This window comes from Micromonospora sp. C41 (genome assembly GCF_018070485.1).
Lineage (GTDB): Bacteria > Actinomycetota > Actinomycetes > Mycobacteriales > Micromonosporaceae > Micromonospora > Micromonospora chalcea.
On record NZ_JAGPXP010000008.1, the window covers coordinates 53,336 to 72,207 of the forward strand.

Annotated in this window: 21 protein-coding genes and 1 tRNA gene; 8 read left to right on the top strand and 14 right to left on the bottom strand. The window is 72.6% G+C overall.

All coding sequences use genetic code 11. The features are described 5' to 3' along the window. The first annotated feature begins 8 nt into the window (after positions 1 to 8). Together KBX43_RS11410 and KBX43_RS11415 are read left to right on the top strand one after the other, a co-directional pair. Positions 9 to 233 (top strand): hypothetical protein, encoded by a 225-nt coding sequence (locus KBX43_RS11410; protein ID WP_210884337.1) that lies wholly within the window; start codon positions 9 to 11, stop codon positions 231 to 233. Positions 234 to 241: 8 nt separating this feature from the next. Further along, positions 242 to 499: a hypothetical protein gene (locus tag KBX43_RS11415; protein ID WP_247677324.1), complete on the top strand. Its 258-nt coding sequence runs from the start codon at positions 242 to 244 to the stop codon at positions 497 to 499. A gap of 127 nt (positions 500 to 626) precedes the next feature. Here the strand turns inward: KBX43_RS11415 and KBX43_RS11420 are convergent, their stop codons facing one another. After that, positions 627 to 875 (bottom strand): hypothetical protein, encoded by a 249-nt coding sequence (locus KBX43_RS11420; protein WP_210884339.1) that lies wholly within the window; start codon positions 873 to 875, stop codon positions 627 to 629. An 83-nt stretch (positions 876 to 958) separates the two neighbouring features. Here KBX43_RS11420 and KBX43_RS11425 point away from each other — a divergent pair, with 83 nt between their 5' ends. Next, a complete protein-coding gene (locus tag KBX43_RS11425) occupies positions 959 to 1,240 on the top strand; it encodes a hypothetical protein (RefSeq protein WP_210884340.1) in 282 nt (93 codons plus the stop codon). Here KBX43_RS11425 and KBX43_RS11430 read toward each other — a convergent pair whose 3' ends face one another. The 3 genes from KBX43_RS11430 to KBX43_RS11440 form a co-directional block, all read right to left on the bottom strand. After that, positions 1,241 to 1,567 (bottom strand): hypothetical protein, encoded by a 327-nt coding sequence (locus KBX43_RS11430; RefSeq protein ID WP_210884341.1) that lies wholly within the window; start codon positions 1,565 to 1,567, stop codon positions 1,241 to 1,243. It lies immediately after the preceding gene. A 322-nt stretch (positions 1,568 to 1,889) separates the two neighbouring features. Beyond that, positions 1,890 to 2,093 (bottom strand): hypothetical protein, encoded by a 204-nt coding sequence (locus tag KBX43_RS11435; RefSeq protein WP_210884342.1) that lies wholly within the window; start codon positions 2,091 to 2,093, stop codon positions 1,890 to 1,892. Beyond that, positions 2,090 to 2,263 carry a hypothetical protein gene (locus tag KBX43_RS11440; protein ID WP_210884343.1) on the bottom strand — a complete coding sequence of 58 codons (174 nt, stop codon included), beginning with the start codon at positions 2,261 to 2,263 and terminating at the stop codon, positions 2,090 to 2,092. Before KBX43_RS11440 ends, KBX43_RS11435 begins: the two co-directional genes overlap by 4 nt. A gap of 166 nt (positions 2,264 to 2,429) precedes the next feature. Between KBX43_RS11440 and KBX43_RS11445 the strand changes: the two genes are divergently transcribed. Both KBX43_RS11445 and KBX43_RS11450 read left to right on the top strand, forming a co-directional pair. Beyond that, positions 2,430 to 2,642 carry a winged helix-turn-helix domain-containing protein gene (locus KBX43_RS11445; protein WP_247677325.1) on the top strand — a complete coding sequence of 71 codons (213 nt, stop codon included), beginning with the start codon at positions 2,430 to 2,432 and terminating at the stop codon, positions 2,640 to 2,642. Between the two features lie 110 nt (positions 2,643 to 2,752). Next, complete coding sequence (locus KBX43_RS11450; protein ID WP_210884345.1) at positions 2,753 to 3,229, top strand: hypothetical protein; 477 nt, start codon at positions 2,753 to 2,755, stop codon at positions 3,227 to 3,229. Between the two features lie 95 nt (positions 3,230 to 3,324). On the opposite strand, the gene KBX43_RS11455 is transcribed toward KBX43_RS11450, so the two are convergent. Then, positions 3,325 to 3,398, bottom strand: a tRNA-Thr gene (locus KBX43_RS11455). Positions 3,399 to 3,531: 133 nt separating this feature from the next. Between KBX43_RS11455 and KBX43_RS11460 the strand changes: the two genes are divergently transcribed. Then, positions 3,532 to 5,262, top strand: coding sequence for a metallophosphoesterase (locus KBX43_RS11460; RefSeq protein ID WP_210884347.1), 1,731 nt, complete (start codon positions 3,532 to 3,534; stop codon positions 5,260 to 5,262). 32 nt (positions 5,263 to 5,294) lie between these two features. Here KBX43_RS11460 and KBX43_RS11465 read toward each other — a convergent pair whose 3' ends face one another. The 6 genes from KBX43_RS11465 to tmk form a co-directional block, all read right to left on the bottom strand. Further along, complete coding sequence (locus KBX43_RS11465) at positions 5,295 to 6,137, bottom strand: regulatory iron-sulfur-containing complex subunit RicT (protein ID WP_043327224.1); 843 nt, start codon at positions 6,135 to 6,137, stop codon at positions 5,295 to 5,297. 259 nt (positions 6,138 to 6,396) lie between these two features. After that, complete coding sequence (locus KBX43_RS11470; RefSeq protein ID WP_064448457.1) at positions 6,397 to 7,065, bottom strand: hypothetical protein; 669 nt, start codon at positions 7,063 to 7,065, stop codon at positions 6,397 to 6,399. After that, positions 7,065 to 7,370: a hypothetical protein gene (locus KBX43_RS11475; protein WP_030503764.1), complete on the bottom strand. Its 306-nt coding sequence runs from the start codon at positions 7,368 to 7,370 to the stop codon at positions 7,065 to 7,067. The genes KBX43_RS11470 and KBX43_RS11475 overlap by 1 nt, the downstream gene beginning before the upstream one ends. A 1-nt stretch (position 7,371) precedes the next feature. Beyond that, the gene (locus tag KBX43_RS11480; protein ID WP_013473591.1) at positions 7,372 to 7,701 is read right to left on the bottom strand and encodes a YbaB/EbfC family nucleoid-associated protein; all 330 of its coding nucleotides are present in this window, start codon (positions 7,699 to 7,701) and stop codon (positions 7,372 to 7,374) included. Between the two features lie 135 nt (positions 7,702 to 7,836). Next, entirely contained in the window at positions 7,837 to 9,135 is a 1,299-nt protein-coding gene (locus KBX43_RS11485) for a DNA polymerase III subunit delta' (protein WP_113972180.1), read from the bottom strand. Further along, positions 9,132 to 11,357, bottom strand: a complete 2,226-nt coding sequence (tmk, locus tag KBX43_RS11490) for a dTMP kinase (RefSeq protein WP_247677326.1) — start codon at positions 11,355 to 11,357, stop codon at positions 9,132 to 9,134. The genes KBX43_RS11485 and tmk overlap by 4 nt, the downstream gene beginning before the upstream one ends. Before the next feature lie 148 nt (positions 11,358 to 11,505). Here tmk and KBX43_RS11495 point away from each other — a divergent pair, with 148 nt between their 5' ends. Next, positions 11,506 to 12,714 carry an amino acid deaminase/aldolase gene (locus KBX43_RS11495; protein ID WP_210884349.1) on the top strand — a complete coding sequence of 403 codons (1,209 nt, stop codon included), beginning with the start codon at positions 11,506 to 11,508 and terminating at the stop codon, positions 12,712 to 12,714. Between the two features lie 64 nt (positions 12,715 to 12,778). Here KBX43_RS11495 and KBX43_RS11500 read toward each other — a convergent pair whose 3' ends face one another. Continuing rightward, the gene (locus tag KBX43_RS11500) at positions 12,779 to 13,354 is read right to left on the bottom strand and encodes a TetR family transcriptional regulator (RefSeq protein ID WP_030503760.1); all 576 of its coding nucleotides are present in this window, start codon (positions 13,352 to 13,354) and stop codon (positions 12,779 to 12,781) included. Positions 13,355 to 13,573: 219 nt separating this feature from the next. Between KBX43_RS11500 and KBX43_RS11505 the strand changes: the two genes are divergently transcribed. Continuing rightward, complete coding sequence (locus KBX43_RS11505) at positions 13,574 to 14,890, top strand: D-arabinono-1,4-lactone oxidase (RefSeq protein ID WP_210884352.1); 1,317 nt, start codon at positions 13,574 to 13,576, stop codon at positions 14,888 to 14,890. Positions 14,891 to 14,944: 54 nt separating this feature from the next. Here KBX43_RS11505 and KBX43_RS11510 read toward each other — a convergent pair whose 3' ends face one another. Both KBX43_RS11510 and topA read right to left on the bottom strand, forming a co-directional pair. Then, positions 14,945 to 15,904 carry a DUF559 domain-containing protein gene (locus tag KBX43_RS11510; RefSeq protein WP_231915640.1) on the bottom strand — a complete coding sequence of 320 codons (960 nt, stop codon included), beginning with the start codon at positions 15,902 to 15,904 and terminating at the stop codon, positions 14,945 to 14,947. Positions 15,905 to 16,004: 100 nt separating this feature from the next. Continuing rightward, positions 16,005 to 18,830, bottom strand: a complete 2,826-nt coding sequence (gene topA / locus KBX43_RS11515; protein ID WP_210884354.1) for a type I DNA topoisomerase — start codon at positions 18,828 to 18,830, stop codon at positions 16,005 to 16,007. Between the last annotated feature and the right edge of the window lie 42 nt (positions 18,831 to 18,872).

The following is an 18,872-nucleotide window of genomic DNA, read 5'->3' on the forward strand; positions in this document are numbered from 1 at the left end:
GCGACCCGTTGGCCGTGCGGATTACGGGCCGGGAGATCTACGACGCCGTCGTGCGGCTGACCGGCCGCGTAGACGTCCTGATCGAGCAGCAGCAGGCCATCGCGCAGGACGTGAAGGACCACGAGCAGCGGCTGCGGGCGGTGGAGGCGCGGATGTGGCCGCTGCCCGCGGCGTCGCTGCTGGTCGCGCTGGCCGCGCTGGCGGTCGGCATCATCCCGAAGATCACCAACTAGGAGGCATGATGGACCGTCGTCCCCGCCCTGTCCTGATCATCACGATGACCCTCGCTGGTCTCGGCGCCGTGACCGGGTTCGCCGGCCTGGCCGATCTGCTGCCCGCCACGGTCATCCTGTGGCTGCTGCTGGTCCAGGCCGTCGCGGTCGCTGTGTCCGGCGTGTACCTCCAGTCGGTGGTGACGCCGCTGTCGGATCCGCGCGACGAGGCTGGCCGCCGGCTGGCGGCGGTCCGGCCGGGCGACCGGCGCGAGTTCAGCGGCTGACCCGGGAACGCGAACGCCCCCGCCGACCTGGCGGGGGCGTCGTTGTGCTCGGGGTAGCCGATCGAGGCCGAGAAGTTGACCTTGCGAAGTTGACCTTGCGGAGAGGGGGCCGGAGCCCCCGGCCCCCTCAGTAGTAGTCGACCCAGCGGTCCGCCGCCCGCTGCGGGCTGCACCCCCGGTGCACCACCTCGCCGTTCTCGACGCAGATCAGGCTGTCCGGGCCGGCGACCTGGCCGCCGCAGTCGGCGCACGGGCCGTTGTCCTCGCAGTCGCCGCAGGTGGGCTCGGTGGCGTGGATCTCGGTGCTGCACAGGTCGGAGCCGGGGGTCCAGGTGTAGGTGTAGGTGTCCGTCGCGGTCTTGATGTCCTTCGCCATTTCCGTCTCCCTCTCGCTTGCCTGTACCTAAATTCTACACTGCCCTAGCATTCCGCGCAACAGGGTGGTGTAGAATTTCTGGCATGGAGACGCTCCGGACCCTCACCGAACAGCTCACCGCCGCCTCGACGACCACCGACCCCCTCGACCGCTACCAGGCACTGCACGCCCTCGCCCCAGCCCTCAAGACCGCACTCGCCGCCGAGATGGACGCCGCCATCGCCGAGGCCCGCGACACCCAGCCCGAAGACCAGGTCGCCGACCGCGCCGGCGTGACCGCCCACGAGGTACGCCGCCGGGTCACCGCCCACCGCAAGCGCACCGGCACAGGCCGCGGACCAGGCCGCCCGGCCAAGCAGCAGTAGCTACCGCCCCTCGCACAGCCCCGCGTACGCCTTCGCCAGCGCGGCGTCCACCGTGCCCGGCGCCCACTCCTGACCGCAGCCGAGCACAGCCCGGGCCTGAGCGTCCTCCCGGGACAGCTTCGGCGCGTTCTTCGGCGCGAGCTTCAGGTAGACCGCGTACGGGTCCGCAGGCTTCGCGCCGGCCGAGGCCGTGGCCGGGGCCGGGCCGGTCGCCGCCGGGGCAGGCACCCCCCGATCGCCGCCGTCCAAGATGACGGCGGCCACCGCGATACCCAGGCCGAACGCGATCGCCGCCACTGCACTGATCACTATGGGTGTTCGGTTCATGGCGGCACCATACGAGCGGCCGTCAAGTCAACGGCCCATCTGCGATGCGGCCGACAGGCCGAGGACCCCCGTGCAGAAGAGCACGAACAGAAGCGCGAGGCCAGTGACGATGATCGAACGCCAGTTCATGTTTGCGTACCGTACGACATCGGCGCACGTCTCGCCGCCCGCTGACGCCGAGCGTCGGGTCGAGGCTCGGTAGGGGTGGGCCCGCAGTACGGCAGCCGGCAGCCGCAGTAGCCGCCGTACGGCAGCAGCTCCGCCGGCCCGGCGCAGCGGTGCACGCCGCTAGCCATGGCGCAGCCGAGACAGCGGGCCGGTGTCAGCGCCGACACGCCGCGGCCCGCCGCCGCCGGTGCGCGGCGAGGATCGGCGCGGCCCAGGCGACCCGCTCGCAGCCGGCAGGCGTGCAGTTGATGCAGCCGCGCGGCGGCCGGCCGTCGTCGCGGGGACGGTGAGCGGCGTCGACGAGCGCGGCGACCTCGACCAGGAAGGGCCGGTCGACGGGTTCGTCGAGGCGGCTCACCGCAGCGTCCCGTAGACGATGGCGCCGACGGTGATGGCGAGGAACAGGAGGGCCCACCGTCGTTCGGCCCAGCTGACGGGCGGCAGCGGATCCGGGTCGGGTGCGGGCTGGGGGATGGTGTCGCCGTCGGGGACGGGTGGCGGGTTCGCGTGCCGGTAGTAGTCGCGCACCGGATGATCACTCTCCCGTATTAGAGGGTCACCCTGTGCAGCCTATGCAACCTGTCCAAGATGTACAGGGGTGCGTTCCAGGTCATTGCCGTCCGAGTATTCGCATGGTGCAATTCCGGGGCCCCAGAGCCAGGAGAACGCGCACAAAATGGTCCCCGCCCGTCGGATGACGAATGATCAGATCGTCTCGGATCTGGCCGAGCGGATCGCCTCGGGCGAGTACCCGGCGCATTCGAAGTTGCCGTCGATGCGGGAGCTGGCGGATCTGTATTCGGTGTCCGTTGGGACGATCGCGGAAGTGCACCGCCGGTTGAAGGAGCGCGGCCTGACGTACGGGGTGCCCGGTGCGGGGGTCTATGTGGAGGGGCCGGACAGCTAATCGTCCGATCGACGCGGCGTGCAACTTGCACGTCACCGCTCATTCATCATCTGTAATATCGGCCGAGATCCTTGCGGTGTCACGTAGTGGTAACGGCACACTGCGTCGCTATGAATGATCACTGGGGGACCGAACGTCAACAGCCGCACCGACCGCAGCCGTCGACTCGCACCGAGGTCCGCTACATCGTCCTGACCTGCGTGGCCTCCACTGTGGCGGTCGTCGGCCTGGTCGTCGACGCGACCACGCCTCTCGACGCGCCGACGGGCATCTACCCGCTGCTCGTCGCGTTGGGCGTCGTGGGGGCGTCCGGCTGGCGGTCGCAGCGGGACCGGGCAGCGAGCCGGCGGGACATCGCGCACCTGCTCGCCCGGGTCGAGGAGCTGCACGCCCGCGCGCCGGTTGCCGCTCCGCAGGGGCGGCAGGATCGGGCGGTGCCGTCGATGCCGCGCGTCGACGACCGGGCGAGGGGCCGGTGGCGGACGGACGTCGGGGATCCGTCGGGCCAGAATGACCTCTACTGGCGGGTGTACACGGACGTCCTGGAGGACCTCGGCGGTCTGGACGGGCCGGCGCATCCGAGCTGAGGTACACGGTTCCGTACACTGTCGATCATGGGGCGGTCGATGGGAAGGCCCCGCCCCCGGGCTGCTTCGCCTGGTGGCGGGCCTTCGCCTCACCGAGCCGCCTGACGGAATCGAACCGTCGACCTACGCATTACGAGTGCGTCGCTCTAGCCGACTGAGCTAAGGCGGCAACGATCGTAAAGTGTACGGCACTCCCCGGCCGAAGCCGAACCGGATCCCCCCGCCTCCGAACCCGGACACCGAGCCACGTCCGCCCCGTCACGGGAGAGACTTCGCGCCGCGTCCCGACTACCCTGCGGCGGGTGACCGACGAACCGCCGCGGCCAGCGGCCCCCGAGGCGCATCCCGGCGAGCGCGCCACCCGCCGCCCCCGCAAGATCGACCCGCAGGAGTTGGGCTTCACCCCGCGCCGGCCGGTGCCCTGGCTCGCGCCGCTGCTGTTGATCAGCACCGGCCTGCGTACGCTGCTGGCGATGCTGTTCGGGGCGTACCTGGACAAGCGCGAGCTGCAGAACGCGTTCGGCGACGGCACGTTCCGGCAGGTCGGGCCGGACGGCGGGCTCTGGCTCGACTACGTGGCCGACCTGGGTGACGGCTTCGACGCCACGTACTCGGTGGCGTACCTGCTCGCCCAGCCGGAGCTGACGGTGGACGGGCACCGGCTTCCGCGGGCGCAGACGCTGGTGATGGGTGGTGACCAGGTCTACCCGGCGGCGGGCTACGAGGCGTACGAGGACCGCTGCAAGGGCCCGTACCAGTCCGCGCTGCCGGTTGCTCCGCCGGAGAAGCCGACGCTGTTCGCGGTGCCGGGTAACCACGACTGGTACGACGGGCTGACGGCGTTCCTGCGGCTGTTCGTGCGGACCCGGGACCGGCACTTCGGCGGCTGGGGCACCGGCCAGTCCCGCTCGTACTTCGCGGTCGAGCTGCCGGCCGGCTGGTGGCTGCTCGGCCTCGACGACCAGTCCGGCTCGTACCTGGACGACCCGCAGCTCACCTACTTCGACGAGGTGGCCCGCAAGCTCACCCCGGAGTCCAAGGTGATCCTGGCGGTGCCGGCGCCGACGTGGGTCAAGGCCGTGGACCACCCCAACGCGTACGACTCGATCGACTACTTCATCCGTACCCTCGTCGCGCCGACCGGCGCGCAGGTGCGGGTGCTGGTCTCCGGCGACCTGCACCACTACGCCCGTTACGCCGGGACGGACCGGCAGCTCGTCACGTGCGGCGGTGGCGGCGCCTACCTCTACCCCACGCACCGGCTGCCGGAGAAGCTGGAGGTGCCGCCGCGTGACACGCTGACCCGGCGGGCCAGCAACACCCGGGAGTACGACCTGGCCGCGCGCTACCCGGACAAGGCGCGCTCCCGCCGGTACGGCTGGGGCATCTTCGCCCGGCTGCCGTTCCGCAATCCGGGCTTCACCACGCTGCTCGGCACCCTGCACACGCTGCTGATGCTGGCCATGGCCGGCGTGGCGGTGCAGCGGGTGGGCACCACCGAGCAGCGCCTGTTCAGCGTGCCGCTGGCGATCATGCTGGTGGTGGCGATGATGGGCGCGGTGTTCTTCGCCAAGCCGCCGACGGCGGGCGGGAAGCGGCACGCCCGCCACTGGATCCTCGGGGTGGCGCACGGACTGGCCCAGATAGCTCTCGCCGCCGGCGGCACGTGGGTCTGGTTGCAGCTGCCGTTCTACGACTGGCCGTGGCCGCTGCCGGCGGTCGCCGCAGCGGTGCTCTACGGGCCGGTGAGCGGTCTGGTCGCCAGCCAGCTCGTCGCGCTGTACCTGCTGGTGGCCGGCGCGTTCGGGGTCAACCTGAACGAGTTGTTCGCCGCCCAGGGCATCGAGGACTCGAAGGCGTTCCTGCGGTTCCGGATCGACCCGGACGGCACGTTGACGATCTACCCGATCGCCGTGGACAAGGTGTCCCACGACTGGCAGCTCAACCCCGACCAGTCCCCCACCGCCTCCTGGCTGACCCCGAAGGCCCCGCTGACCCCCCGCCTGGCCGAACCCCCGATCGTCATCCGCTGACCCCTGATCGCCGCCGAAGGGGCGGGCAGCGGTCAGGGCTGGGGGTAGTGCTGGTCGTGGGCCTGTCTGGGGCCGCAGACCGACGCGCGGGAGCACATCGAGCGGGAGCCGTCGGCGTCCAGGCGGACCGTCACCGCGTCGCGCGGGACGCTGTGGCCGACCACCTTGCCCTCACCCTGCGGCGTGGACACCCGGCTGCCGACCGCGGGGGCCGTCTCCTGGAACTTCTGGTACAGCGGGTGCTCGTACTTCAGGCAGCACATCAGCCGCCCGCACGCGCCGGAGATGCGCAGGGGGTTGAGCGGCAGGTCCTGGTCCTTCGCCATCCGGATGGTCACCGGCTCGAAGTCGGTCAGGAACGTGGCGCAGCACAGGTCACGCCCGCAGGAGCCGATGCCGCCCTGCACCCGTGCCGAGTCGCGGGCGGACAGCTGCCGCAGCTCGACCCGGCAGTGCAGGGTGGCGCCCAGGTCACGGACCAGGGAACGGAAGTCGACCCGGTGCGGCGCGGTGAAGTAGATGGTGGTGCGGTCGCTGCCGTTCTCCGGCGTGGCCAGGACGTGGTCGACGGCTACCACCTTCATCGGCAGGCCGTGTTCGCGGATCAGCCGCTTGGCGGCCACCTTCGCCTCGGCCTTGCGCCGGCGCAGCATCTCGTCGCGGCGCAGATCGTCGTCCTCGGCGAGCCCGGCGAGTTTCGGGAATCCGTCGGTGTCCTCGGTGACCCACTGGGCCGCCCAGACGCACTCGGCCACCTCGGGCCCCTCGTCGGTGGGCACCAGCACCCGGTCGCCCACCTGCGGGCGCAGCTCGCCCGGGTCGAGGTAGTAGAGGCGCCCGTACCGGTTGAAACTGACCGCGCAGAGCATGCCCATGCGCCCCACCCTACGCGGATCGGGGCCCGCCGTACGGCGGGCGGTCGCCGTACGGTCACCGACAGCGGCGATCGGCTCCGTCGACCCGGCCGAATCGCCCCTTCGCCTCGCCCGGACGGCTGAAACCTCGCCCGCCGCCGGGACAAGCGTCTGCCGACAGCGTTGAGTGAAGACATACCTGCGGGGGGTGCAGGGGAAGTCCACGGCGTCGCCGCCGTTGCCCGGCCACGGCCGGTCCGGCGCGCGGCGCCGTGGACCGTCAGTAGCCGATTCGGGTGGTGCCGCCGTAGTGCGGCGCGACCGCCGGCCGATCCCGCCAGACCGTCTCGGCGAGGCTCGGCCCCCACTGACGCAGCAGCGTCTCGGCGCCGTCGTAGGCGACTCCGAGCACGCCCAGGATCCGGGTGGCGATCTCGGCCGCGGCCGACGCCCCGGCCGGTCCGGCGTGGACGCCGGGCCGGGTCGCCGCGTGCACGGCGACCGCCTCGGACGAACCCAGCACCTCGGCCAGCGCGCGGGCCAGCGCGACCCGGCTGCCCTCCACCCAGCCGGCCAGCGCGTCCGCGTAACTCGCCGTCGACTCCAGCCGCCCGACCAGGCTCTCCGGCCCCTCGTCCAGGTGCCGGAGCAGTGTTGCGCGCGCCTCGTCGTACGCCGACGCGGCGGCGCCGGACCAGGCGACCTGGTCGCCGAGCAGGGCGCAGGTGTCGTCGTACCCCCGGACGAGCCGGCGCACGGCGTGGCCGGCGTCGGTCAGCGGCGCGGGGTGCAGGTCGAGGAACTCGCGCACGGCCGCGCCGGGGAGCACCTGCATGCGGCGCAGCAGCGGCCAGAGGCGGTGGCCCTCGGGTGCGCCGGCGGCGAGCAGCGTGTCGACGCGGGCGAGCAGGTCGAGCCCCGGCTCCGCGAGGCGGTCGAGCGCGTCCATCAGGCCTCCCGGGCCAGCCGCCGGGCCACGCCGTCGTCGGCGGCGGCATAGCGGTCGGCGGCGCTGCGCAGCGCGGCCGCGGCGGCGGCCAGCCGGACGGCGGCAGCCTGTGCCTCGCGCGCCCGGTCGGCGGTGGCGGCGGTCCACTGCCGGTGCAGCGCGCGGCCCACCTCACCGGGCCGGCCGGCGGCGTGCGCGCCGAACGCGGGGTGCGGCGGGTCGGTGGCGGTGACCGTGCGGGCCAGCGTGGCGAGGGTCGCGCCGGCCTCGTCGAGGCGGGCGGCCAGGGCGCGCAGCGTCTCCATGTCAGGCTCCCGCCAGCGGCCGGTAGGCCGCGAACGTCTCGTTGTGCAGCTTCTCCCGCGCCCACTGCGCCGCGTCGGCGGCGGCGGTGACCGCCGCCTGCACCGACCCGGCCACGTCACGTGGGCTGCGGTGATGCAGCGGCCCGAGGAAACGCACGTCGGTGATGCGCCCACCGGCTGTCACCACCACCTCGACAAGGCCGTCGGGCGAGCGGACGGTGACCTCGACAGTGGCCACCGCCTGGTCGAACTCGGCCTGCAGGTTCTCGATGCGGCGGTAGCGCCGCACCGCCTCCTCGATCCAGGCCTCGTCGATCTCGCCCCGCGGCATCGGCGGACTCCTCCCGGCCGGTCGGCCCCAGCATCACTGAGCGTGCCGCCTCGATCACGGCGGCATCACCGGGGACCGTACCGCACGCCAATCGCGCGTGTCGATGCCCTGTGGACAGCGTGGAGCGGGCGTGGGTCAGCCGCGCCAGAGGGCGAGCATCATCGCCTCCACCGCGATTCGCGGCTTGACGTTCGCCTCGATCGCCGCCCGGCACTCCAGCACCGCCTCCAGGCGGCGCAGCGAGCCCTCGGCGTCCCACTTCTGCGCGCCCGCGCCGGCCAGCGCCGCGGTGTCGGTGTGCACCGGGGCGACCGGCGCCCGCAACGCCATGGTGAGCGCATCGCGGTAGAACCCGGCCAGGTCGACAAGCGCCCGGTCGAGCGCGTCCCGCTGGGCACGGGTGGCCCGCGACTTCTGCCGTTTTTCCAGGTCTTTGAGCTGGCCGGCCGCGCCGCGCATGGCGCCGGCCGCGCCCCGGCCGGTGCCGCCCGCACCGAGCGCGGTCTGCAACGCCGTACGCTCCGCCTCGTCGATCTCGACGACCGAGGCGGCGGCCTCCGCCTCGGCGGCCTCGATCAGCGCCGAGGCGGCGTCGAACGCCGCGCCCACGCCGGTCAGCCGGCGCGGCACGGCCAGCACCGCGTCGCGCCGCTGCCGGGCCTCCGGGTCGCGGGCCAGCCGCCGGGCCCGGCCCACGTGCCCCTGCGCGGCCGCCGCGGCCCACTCGGCCACGTCCGGCGCGATGCCGTCCCGGCGGACCAGCACCTCGGCCACCGCGGCCGGCGGCGGCTGGCGCAGCGGTACGACGCGGCAGCGCGACCGGATGGTCACGGAGATGTCGTCGGGGTGGGTGGACGGGGCGCAGAGCAGGAAGACGGTACGCGGCGGCGGCTCCTCGATCGCCTTGAGCAGCGCGTTGCCGGCGGCCTCGGTGAGCCGGTCGGCGTCCTCGATGATCACTACCTGCCACCGGCCACCGGACGGCGTGCTCGCCGCCCTGAGCACCAGCGCGCGCATCTCGCCGACACCGATGGAGAGCCCGTCCGGGACGACGAGGCGCACGTCGGCGTGCGTGCCGGTGAGCGTGGTGTGGCAGCCGGGGCAGCTGCCGCATCCGGTGCCGTGCACGCACTGCAGGGCGGCGGCGAACGCGCGGGCGGCCACCGACCGGCCGGATCCGGGCGGCCCGGTGAAGATCCAGGCGTGGGTCATCCCGGCGCCGGGATCGGCTTCAGCGGCGGGTGCCGGACCTGAGTCGGCGTCGGTGCCGTCGAGCTCCTCGGCGAGCGCGTCGAGGTCGTCGTACCCGCCCGCCGGCGCGCCGGCCGCGACGGGCACGGCGGCGCGCAGCAGCGCGGCGGCCGAGGCGGCGGCCCGCCGCAGCGTGTCCACCGCCTCGTCCTGCCCGACCAGATCGCCGAAGACGTCGGTCATCTTCGGGGTTGCTCCATCGTCACCAGCTCCGCGTCGGATAACTCAGGCTGGACCGAGGTGTCCGGGCCCTGCGCCGGACGCGGGTGCACGATCCCGCCCGGGTCGGCGAGGAGCTCACCCACCCGGCGGGCCACCGCGTCGGCGATCTCGTCCACCGGCCGGGACGCGTCGAGCACGAGGTAACGCTTCGGGTCACCGGCGGCCAGGTCGAGGAAGGCGTACCGGACGCGCTCGTGGAACGTCAGCGACTCGGCCTCCAGCCGGTCGGCCCCCTCGTTGCGCGTCTCCACCCGGCTCAGGCCGGTACGCGGCTCGACGTCGAGCAGCACCACCAGATCGGGCTTGAGCCCGCCGGTGGCCCAGGACGAGAGCCAGGAGACCTCGTCCACCGGCAGTGTCCGGCCGGCGCCCTGGTAGGCCAGTGACGAGTCGACGTACCGGTCACTGATCACCACCGCGCCGCGCACGAGCGCCGGGCGGACGACAGTCGCGACGTGGTGCGCCCGGTCGGCGGCGTAGAGCAGCGCCTCGGCGCGCGGCGACGGCGCCTCGTCCGTGCCGGTGTCCAGCACCAGCGAGCGGATCCGCTCACCGACCGGCGTGGCACCCGGCTCGCGGGTGACCACCACGTCCCGCCCCTGCGCGCGCAGGCGCTCGGCGAGCACGGCGAGCTGGGTGGACTTGCCGGCGCCCTCGCCGCCCTCGAAGACCACGAAGAGACCGCTGGAGACGAACGGCTCGGCCGGCATCAGCGGGCGGCCCCGGATCGAGCCCCACAGGTCGGCGAGGACCGGCACGCCCTTCTTGTCGTCCATCTGGCCGAACGCGCTGATGCCGGCGATGATGCCGGCCGCGCCGGCGGCGAGCAGCAGCAGGCGGGTCGAGGAGATGGAGATGCCCAGGTCGGCGATGGTGAGCTGGCGGGAGCCGCCGACGCCGACCAGGAGGCTGCTGAGCGCGATGGCGAGGATCAGCACCAGCCGGGTGCCGATCTGCACCACCGCGAAGACCCGGCCGCGTACCTCGTCGGCGACCTCGCCGCCGAGCAGCGTGGTGCCGGCCAGGAACGCCATGCCGGCGCCCGCGCCGACCAGGATCGCGCCGAGGATGGCCATCGACAGGTGGATGGCGAACGCGAGCACCAGCACCGAGGCGCTGGCGAGCACGATGCTCATGCCGAACCAGCGGCGGCGGGACATGTCCCGCACGATCATCGGACCGAGGCCGATGCCGAGCGCCAGGCCGACGAAGATCGCGCCGAAGAGCAGCGAGAACGCGGCGTCACCGGCGCCGAGCGAGTTGGCGAAGAACTTGGCCGTGCCGACCACGATGCCGCCGCCGGCGAACGCGCCGAAGATGCCCAGCACCAGGCCGCGGACGAGCGGGGTCTGGCCGATGTACTTCCAGCCCTCGGAGAACTGCCGGAACATGCTCTGCTCGGAGCGCTCGGCCTCGCCGCGCTGGGCGTGGCTGATCTCCTTGATCCCGAACGCCACCACGAGCGCGGTGGCCAGCCGGGAGAACGCGTTGAACCAGAGCGCGAGCTGGGCCGGCTCGGCCCAGTTCGGCAGGTCGCCGCCGACCGCGCCGCGGACGCCGCGGTCCAGCACGGCCAGCGCGATGGCCGCGGCCACCGGCGTGAGGCCGTAGGTGGTGATCAGCGTGAGCTGGTTCGCCGCTTCCAGCCGGGTACGCGGGATGAGGTTGGGAACCGCCGCTTCCTTGGCCGGGATCCACATCAGCGTGATCGACTCGATCAGGAACGTGGCGATCAGCGCCCAGCCGACCACCAGCCCGCCGGCGGCGCCGGTCAGCGCGTAGAGCGGGATCGAGGCGAACAGCACGAAGCGCAGCAGGTCGCAGATGACCATCGTCCACCGGCGGTCGAACCGGTCGGCGAACACGCCCGCCACCGGGCCGAGCACCAGCGCCGGGAGCAGCCGGATCGCTGTCACACCGCCGAACGCGGCGCCCTGGGCGGTGCTGCCGGAGACCTGGGAGGCGGCGAACAGCGCGGTGGCGAGCAGACCGAGCCAGTCGCCGAAGGAGGCGGCGCTGAGGACGATCCACAGCCTGCGGAACGGCCGGATGCGCAGCACCGAGCGGATGGCGGCGACGCCGGAGTGGTCGGCGGCTGTCCCGGGCGACGACACGCCGGGCGACTCGCCGTTGTTCTGGCTTTCGATGGCCGTACCTCCACGTGCCGGCCCAGGTCTGGGCATCCCCGGTGGAACACTCTAGTCGCGTGGGAGGAGTGGTCCTGCGCGACATTCACCTGCTCGCTGAGCCTAGGCCGCCGGGACCACCGCCCGCAGCCCGGACAGACGCGAGGGTATTTCGCATTCTCGCCCAGACAGTTAGCGTGCAGACGTGGCCATCGACCGTGACAAACTTCGCGAGCGTCTCGACCGGGCGACCGCTCACCTCGACCCGCCGTACGCGGTGGTCGACCTCTCCGCGTTCGACGCCAACGCCGGCGCGCTGACCGGCCGGGCCGACGGCAAGCCGCTGCGCGTGGCGAGCAAGTCGGTACGGGTCCGCGAGCTGCTGACCCGCGTGCTCGGCCGCCCCGGCTGGCAGGGCGTGATGGCCTTCACCCTGCCCGAGGCGGTCTGGCTCGCCCGCTCCGGCGTCAGCGACGACGTGCTGGTGGCGTACCCGACGGCGCACCGGGCCGGCCTCGCCGAACTGGCCGCCGACCCGGCGCTCGCCGACGCGGTGACGCTGATGGTCGACGACCCCGCCCAGCTCGACCTGATCGACCAGGTCTGCCCGCCCGCGCGCCGCCCCGCGCTGCGGGTCTGCCTCGACCTGGACGCCTCCTGGCGGCCGCTGCGGGGCCGGGTGCACGTCGGCGTGCGCCGCTCCCCGGTGCACAGCGCCACGGCGGCCGGCGCGCTCGCCGCCGCCGTCGCCGCCCGGCCGGGCTTCCGGCTGGTCGGCCTGATGTCGTACGAGGCGCAGATCGCCGGTCTGGGCGACGCGCCACCCGGGCAGGCGGTGCTCGGCTCGGCGATCCGGGTCGCGCAGCGCGGGTCGTACCGGGAACTGCTGGCCCGCCGCTCGGACGCGGTCGCCGCGGTACGCGAACACGCCGACCTGGAGTTCGTCAACGGCGGCGGCACCGGCAGCGTGGCCGCCACCAGCGCCGACCCCGCGGTCACCGAGGTCACCGCGGGCTCCGGCCTGTACGGGCCGACGCTGTTCGACGCGTACCGTGCCTGGCGGCCGACCCCGGCGGCGTTCTTCGCCTGCGCGGTGGTCCGACGCCCGGCGCCCGGGCTGGCGACGGTGCTCGGCGGCGGCTGGATCGCCTCCGGCCAGGCGGCGAGCAGCCGGCTGCCCCGGCCCTGGCTGCCGGACGGCCTGAAGCTGCTCGGCGCGGAGGGCGCCGGTGAGGTGCAGACGCCGCTGGCCGGGGACGCCGCGGACGACCTGCGGGTCGGTGACCGGGTGTGGTTCCGCCACGCCAAGGCCGGCGAGATGTGCGAGCACGTCAACGAGGTGCACCTGGTCGACGGGGACGCGGTGGTCGCGACGGTGCCCACCTACCGGGGCGAGGGCCACGCCTTCCTCTGACCCGCCGCCGGCGTGACGACGGCGGGCCCCGGCGCACCCGGGAACCCGCCGCTCGGCGTGCCGCTCAGCCCTGGGACACGGCCTCCGTGGGAGCGTTGACCTGCCGGTGCAGGTACTCCCGGATGAGGGCCTTCGCCTCGACCAGCACCCGCTCATCGCCGTCGGTGCGGCGGCGGAAGGCCAGCTTGATCAGGGCGTCGGCCGCCTCGACCGCGACCTCCAGGTGGAACCGCAGGTCGGGCACCCCAGCCAGGCCGAAACGCTCGGTGAGCACGCGGGCGAGCTGCTCCGCGATGACCCCGTTGTTGTCCCGCTGGTCGTCCAGCAGGTGCAGGTCGACCACGTCGCCGAAGTGCAGGGTACGGAAACCGGGGACGGTGCGGTGCATCGAGATGTACTCGTCGATCGCCGCGTCGACGCCGTCCCACCAGTGCGTCAGATCGTCCGACGCGAACCGCTCGTCGAGCCGCTGGAGGTAGGACTCCATGGTCCGCAGCGTCAGCGCCTGCACGATGGCCCGCTTGTCCGGAAAGAACTGGTACACCGACCCGATCGCCACCTCGGCGCGCTCGGCGAGCAGGGTCGTGGTCAGCCCTTCGTACCCCACCTCGTCGACGAGCTCGGCGCAGGCGTCCAGCATCCGCTGGACCCGCGCGACACTTCGACCCTGCACCGGTACCCGACGCAGCGGCCCGGTCGTGGCGGCTGGTGTGGACACTCGGCGCCACCCCCCTTCGACGGATGAACATATCTGCACGTCACGAGTCTGTGACTACCGGTACAACGAGCCGGGCTCGATTGCGGTATTTACCAGGCACAACGTTCCTGATATGAATTCAGTTCATATTCATGTCGAGGAGTGGCCGCGATGACCGGTACCACCGCCACCTGGTCCAACTGGGCCGGCAACCAGCACAGCTCCGCGCTCCTCACCGTGCGCCCGCGTAGCGTCTCCGACGTCGTCGAGGCGGTCCGTCAGGCCGCCGCGGCGGGCCGGACCGTCCGGGCCACCGGCAGCGGCCACTCCTTCACCGCCACGGCTGTGGCCGACGGGCACCGCATCGACCTCGCCGAACTGGAGACAGACGTCAGCGTCGATGTGGCGCGCCGCCTGGTCACCGTACCGGCTGGAATGACGTTGCACACGCTCAACGAACTGCTCGCCGGGCACGGCCTGGCGATGCCGAATCTCGGCGACATCGACGCCCAGACCATCGCCGGCGCTCTCTCCACCGGCACCCACGGCACCGGGGCGAAACTGGGCTGCCTGTCCACCTTCGTGGCCGGGCTGACGCTCGTCACCGGCACCGGCGAGGTGCTGCGCTGCTCGGCCGAGGAGAACCGCGACGTCTTCGACGCCGCCCGGGTCGGGCTCGGCGCGGTCGGCGTACTGGTCGAGGTCACGCTGCGCTGCGTCGACGCCTTCGTGCTGCGCGCGCACGAACGCCCCGCCCCGCTCGCCGAGGTGCTCGGCGACCTGCCCGGCCTGTACGAGGCGCACGACCACGCCGAGTTCTACTGGTTCCCGTACACCGACCGGGTGCAGGTCAAGACCAACGACCGGGTACCCGCCGACGACCAGCCGCTGCCCGGCTGGCGCGGCTGGCTCGACGACGAGTTCCTCTCCAACACCGTCTTCGCCGGCGCCTGCCGCCTCGGCCGCGCCGTACCCGCCCTCGCCCCCACGATCAGTGCCGTCTCCGCCCGCGCGCTCACCGAACGCACCTACACCGGCCGTTCCGACCAGGTCTTCTGCACACCGCGCCGGGTCCGCTTCGTGGAGATGGAGTACGGCCTGCCGCGCGAGGCGCTGCCCACGGCGCTGGCCGAGCTGCGCCGGATCGTGGACCGGCTGCCGTTCAAGGTGCTGTTCCCGGTCGAGGTGCGGTTCACCGCCGCCGACGACATCTGGCTGTCCCACTCGTACGGGCGGGACTCCGCGTACATCGCCGTGCACCAGTACGTGGGCATGCCGTACGAGCCTTATTTTCGCGCGTTCGAGCAGGTGGCGACGGAGCTGGGTGGTCGCCCGCACTGGGGCAAGCTGCACTGGCGCGATGCGGAGTCGCTGGCCACCGCCTACCCGAGATTCGAAGACTTCCGATCCGTCCGCACCCGCCTGGACCCCCACAACCTTTTCCAGAACCCGTACTTGACCCAGGTCCTAGGCTCCTGAAGATCTTGGAAGAAATGGGCCGTCATAGGTGCCGTTTCCTTCCAAGATCTCGGCTCACGCTCCGCCTCGCCAGCCCGCCGCTCGCAGGGCGGCGCGAAGCTGCGCGATCACCTCTTCCGGATGGGCGCGCAGGACCCAGGCGGGGAACCGGAGAACACGGTCGCCCTCGACCCACAGGTCGTTCTGTCGGCGCATGTCCGCCCAGGCGTGCGCCGGGTCGTGATGCTGTCCGCCGTCCACCTCGACGTGCACCCGCCACTGCTCGAAGTAGGCGTCGAGGTATCGCCGCCGGCCGGCGGAGTCCCGGCGGACCACCTGCCGGGTCGGTTCGGGCAGACCGGCGCGGCGGGCGAGACCGAGCAGGTCGAGTTCGCCCAGGGAGTGCGCGCCGCCCGCCGCATCGGTGGCAGTGGACAGGATCAGCCGCCTTCTGCGGATACGGGGCATCCGCTCCGCCACCTCGTGCAGGTCGTCACCGCCCACGAGCCGCTGCTGGAAGGCAGCCGCGACGATCGCCCGGGCCTGCATGTCGGTCGGTGCCCACTGCGCGGCGTCGACGATCGACCGGGCCACCGTAGTCCGGGGCGGCGCCGCGACCGGCACCACGTCGGAGTCGGGCAGATGGGTCGTCCGGTGCGCGAGCACGCCGGCCGGCAGCGGTGACCGACGGGTCGTGGCGGGCAGGAGCAGGTGGACCACCCGGTCCGGGAACCCCCGCAGCCCGCCTGCCTGAGCAGCGGTCACGCCACCCAGCAGTGCGGTGGGCCCGGCCGCCAGCACCGCGATCCACCGTCGCTGAGCGGCACCGACCGGTCCGTTGTGCGCGACGAGAACCGCCCGGTGCGCCTGCCGCCACCGGCCGGTCGCCACCCGATGGCGGATCGCCCCACGGGTGAGATGCGCCCGTGCCTGCTGGAGGCTGAGCACGTCCTCCTGCCGGAAGAGCAGCCAGGTCAGCTCGTCCGCATCATCCGACGGCAGCGCCCGCCGCATCCCCGCCCACGATTTCCCCACCCACCCACGGTGGCCCCAACGCGGCTGCTTCGCCGCCCTTGTGGACAACCACGAGATCTTGGAAGGAAAGGGCCGTCCTAGGGGCCCTTTCCTTCCAAGATCACTCGTTCGGGGTTGAGGTCGCCTTCTTGGGGGCCGCCTTCTTCGCGGGGGCCTTCTTCGCCGCGGTCGTCTTCTTGGCGGCCGTTGTCTTCTTGGCCGCCGTTGCCTTCTTGGCCGGGGCGGCCTTCTTCGCGGCCTTCTTCTTCGGGGCCGGGCCCTTCGCGCGCTTCTCGGCCAGCATCTCCGACGCCTGCTCCAGCGTCAGCTCCTCCGGCGTCTGCCCGCGCCGCAGCGACGCGTTGAACTCGCCGTCCGTGACGTACGGCCCGAAGCGCCCGTCCTTGATCACCAGCGGCTTCTCGGTGAGCGGGTCGTTGCCCATCTCCCGCAGCGGCGGCGCGGCGGCCCGGCGCTGGCGCGTCTTCGGGGCGGCCAGCAGCGCCAGCGCCTCGTCCAGCGTGACGGTGAACATCTTGTCTTCCGAGTCCAGCGAGCGGAACTCGTCACCGCGCTTGACGTACGGGCCGTAGCGGCCGTTGTTGGCGAACACCTCGGTGCCGTCCGGTGCCACGCCGATGAGCCGGGGCAGGCGCAGCAGCTGCAACGCCTGCTCCAGGGTGAGGCTGTCCGGCGACTGCGACCGCAGCAGCGACGACTTGCGCTCACCGCTGGCCACGTACGGGCCGAACCGGCCGGACTTGAGCAGGATCGGCTCGCCGGTCGACGGGTCGTCGCCGAGCTTGCGCTCACCGCCGCCGCCGAGGAACAGCTCGTGCACCTTCTCCGGGGTCAGCTCGTCCGGCGCGAGGCCCTCCGGGATCGGCGCCCGGTCGCCCTGCGAGCCGCCCTCCTCGCCCTCGACCTCACCCGAGGCCGAGCCCGAAACCGAGGCCGTGCCCGAAACCGAACCGGGGAGCGCCCGCTGCAGGTACGGCCCGTACCGGCCGACCCGGACGACGACCTCGCGGCCCTCGTCGTCGGTGAACAGCGGGATCGAGTTGACGCTGCGCGCGTCGATCTCGCTGAGGTTCTCGGTGACCAGCTTCTTCAGGCCACCGGCGTGCGCGATGGCCTGGTCGCCGGTGCCGTTTGTGCTGCCGAAGTAGAAGGAGGTGAGGAAGTCGACGGCGGCGTGGTCGCCACCGGCGATCTCGTCCAGCTCGTTCTCCATGCTGGCCGTGAAGTCGTAGTCGATCAGGCGCGGGTAGTGCCGCTCCATCAGCCCGATCACCGCGAACGCCAGGAACGTGGGGATCATGGCCTGGCCGCGCTTGGTCACGTACCCGCGGTCCTGGATCGTCTGCATGATCGACGCGTACGTGGAGGGGCGGCCGATGCCCAGCTCCTCCAGGGCCTTCACCAGCGACGCCTCGGTGTAGCGCGACGGCGGCTGGGTGTGGTGGCCCTGCGCGGCCAGCTCGTCGGCGGTCAGCGGCTGGTCCTTGACCAGCGTGGGCAGCCGCCGCTCGGCGTCCTCGGCCTCGGCGTTCTCGTCGTCGCTGGACTCGACGTACGCGCGCAGGAAGCCCGGGTCGGTGATGGTCTTGCCGGTCGCCCCGAAGTCGGCCTCCTCCTGGGCGGAGGAGACGGCACGGATGCGCACCGACACGCTGGAGCCGACCGCGTCGGTCATCTGCGAGGCGATGGTGCGCCGCCAGATCAGCTCGTAGAGCTTGTACTCCTCGGCGGACAGCTCCTTGGCCACCTCGCCGGGGGTGCGGAAGTTGTCGCCGGCCGGGCGGATCGCCTCGTGCGCCTCCTGCGCGTTCTTCACCTTGCCGGTGTAGCGGCGCGGCTCCGGCGGCACGCTGCGCTCGCCGTACAGCTCGACGATCTGCCGGCGGGCCGCCGCGATGGCCGTCTCGGACAGGTTCACCGAGTCGGTACGCATGTAGGTGATGTAGCCGTTCTCGTACAGGCGCTGCGCGGTGCGCATCGTCTGCTGCGACGAGAACCGCAGCTTGCGGGCCGCCTCCTGCTGGAGCGTGGAGGTGATGAACGGCGCGTACGGGCGGCGACGGTAGGGCTTCTCCTCGACCCGGGTGACGGTGAACGGCCGGTCGGCCAGGCGGGCGGCGAGCCCCCGGGCCCCGCCCTCGTCGAGGTGGACGACACCCGCTCCGGCGCGAACACGACCCGTGGTCGGCTCGAAGTCCTTGCCGGTGGCGATCCGGTCACCGTTCAGCGCGACCAGCGTGGCGTTGAACGTACGCGGGCCCTCGCCCGGCTTCGCCACCGCGAGCGTGGCCAGGATGTCCCAGTACTCGGCGGTGCGGAACGCCATCCGCTGGCGCTCCCGCTCGACCACGATCCGGGTCGCCACGGACTGCACCCGGCCCGCCGACAGCTTCGGCATGACCTTCTTCCACAGCACCGGCGAGACCTCGTACCCGTAGAGGCGGTCGAGGATGCGCCGCGCCTCCTGGGCGTCGACCAGGTCGCGGTCGATCTCCCGGGGGTTGGCCACCGCGGCCTGGATGGCCGGCTTGGTGATCTCGTGGAAGACCATCCGCTTGACCGGCACCTTGGGCTTGAGCGTCTCCACCAGGTGCCAGGCGATGGCCTCGCCCTCGCGGTCCTCATCCGTCGCCAGGAAGATCTCGTCGACCTCCTTGGCCAGCTTCACCAGCTTGCTGATCTGCTGCTTACGGTCGGCCGACACCACGTAGAGCGCGTGGAAGCCGTTGTCGACGTCGACGCCGAGGCGCGCCCACGGCTCACCCTTGTACTTCGCCGGGACGTCGGCGGCGTTGCGGGGCAGGTCCCGGACGTGGCCGAAGCTGGCCTCCACGACGTACCCCGGGCCGAGGTAGCCCGAGATCGTCTTGGCCTTCGCCGGAGACTCGACGATGACCAGACGGGTGGTTCCAGCGTTGCTCGGCACGTCTCTCCCCGACCTCACTCCTACGCCATGCCCGCTTCGGGC

Bases quoted from the DNA above. Each gene is read 5' to 3' on its own strand.
- KBX43_RS11475 (WP_030503764.1), bottom strand. From the start codon at position 7,370: ATGGAGACGCTGCGCGCCCTGGCCGCCCGCCTCGACGAGGCCGGCGCG.
- KBX43_RS11415 (WP_247677324.1), top strand. From the start codon at position 242: ATGGACCGTCGTCCCCGCCCTGTCCTGATCATCACGATGACCCTCGCT.
- KBX43_RS11420 (WP_210884339.1), bottom strand. From the start codon at position 875: ATGGCGAAGGACATCAAGACCGCGACGGACACCTACACCTACACCTGG.
- KBX43_RS11480 (WP_013473591.1), bottom strand. From the start codon at position 7,701: ATGCCGCGGGGCGAGATCGACGAGGCCTGGATCGAGGAGGCGGTGCGG.
- KBX43_RS11450 (WP_210884345.1), top strand. From the start codon at position 2,753: ATGAATGATCACTGGGGGACCGAACGTCAACAGCCGCACCGACCGCAG.
- KBX43_RS11500 (WP_030503760.1), bottom strand. From the start codon at position 13,354: ATGCTGGACGCCTGCGCCGAGCTCGTCGACGAGGTGGGGTACGAAGGG.
- KBX43_RS11485 (WP_113972180.1), bottom strand. From the start codon at position 9,135: ATGACCGACGTCTTCGGCGATCTGGTCGGGCAGGACGAGGCGGTGGAC.
- KBX43_RS11470 (WP_064448457.1), bottom strand. From the start codon at position 7,065: ATGGACGCGCTCGACCGCCTCGCGGAGCCGGGGCTCGACCTGCTCGCC.
- KBX43_RS11430 (WP_210884341.1), bottom strand. From the start codon at position 1,567: ATGAACCGAACACCCATAGTGATCAGTGCAGTGGCGGCGATCGCGTTC.
- KBX43_RS11425 (WP_210884340.1), top strand. From the start codon at position 959: ATGGAGACGCTCCGGACCCTCACCGAACAGCTCACCGCCGCCTCGACG.
- KBX43_RS11465 (WP_043327224.1), bottom strand. From the start codon at position 6,137: ATGGGCATGCTCTGCGCGGTCAGTTTCAACCGGTACGGGCGCCTCTAC.
- tmk (WP_247677326.1), bottom strand. From the start codon at position 11,357: ATGCCCAGACCTGGGCCGGCACGTGGAGGTACGGCCATCGAAAGCCAG.
- KBX43_RS11445 (WP_247677325.1), top strand. From the start codon at position 2,430: ATGACGAATGATCAGATCGTCTCGGATCTGGCCGAGCGGATCGCCTCG.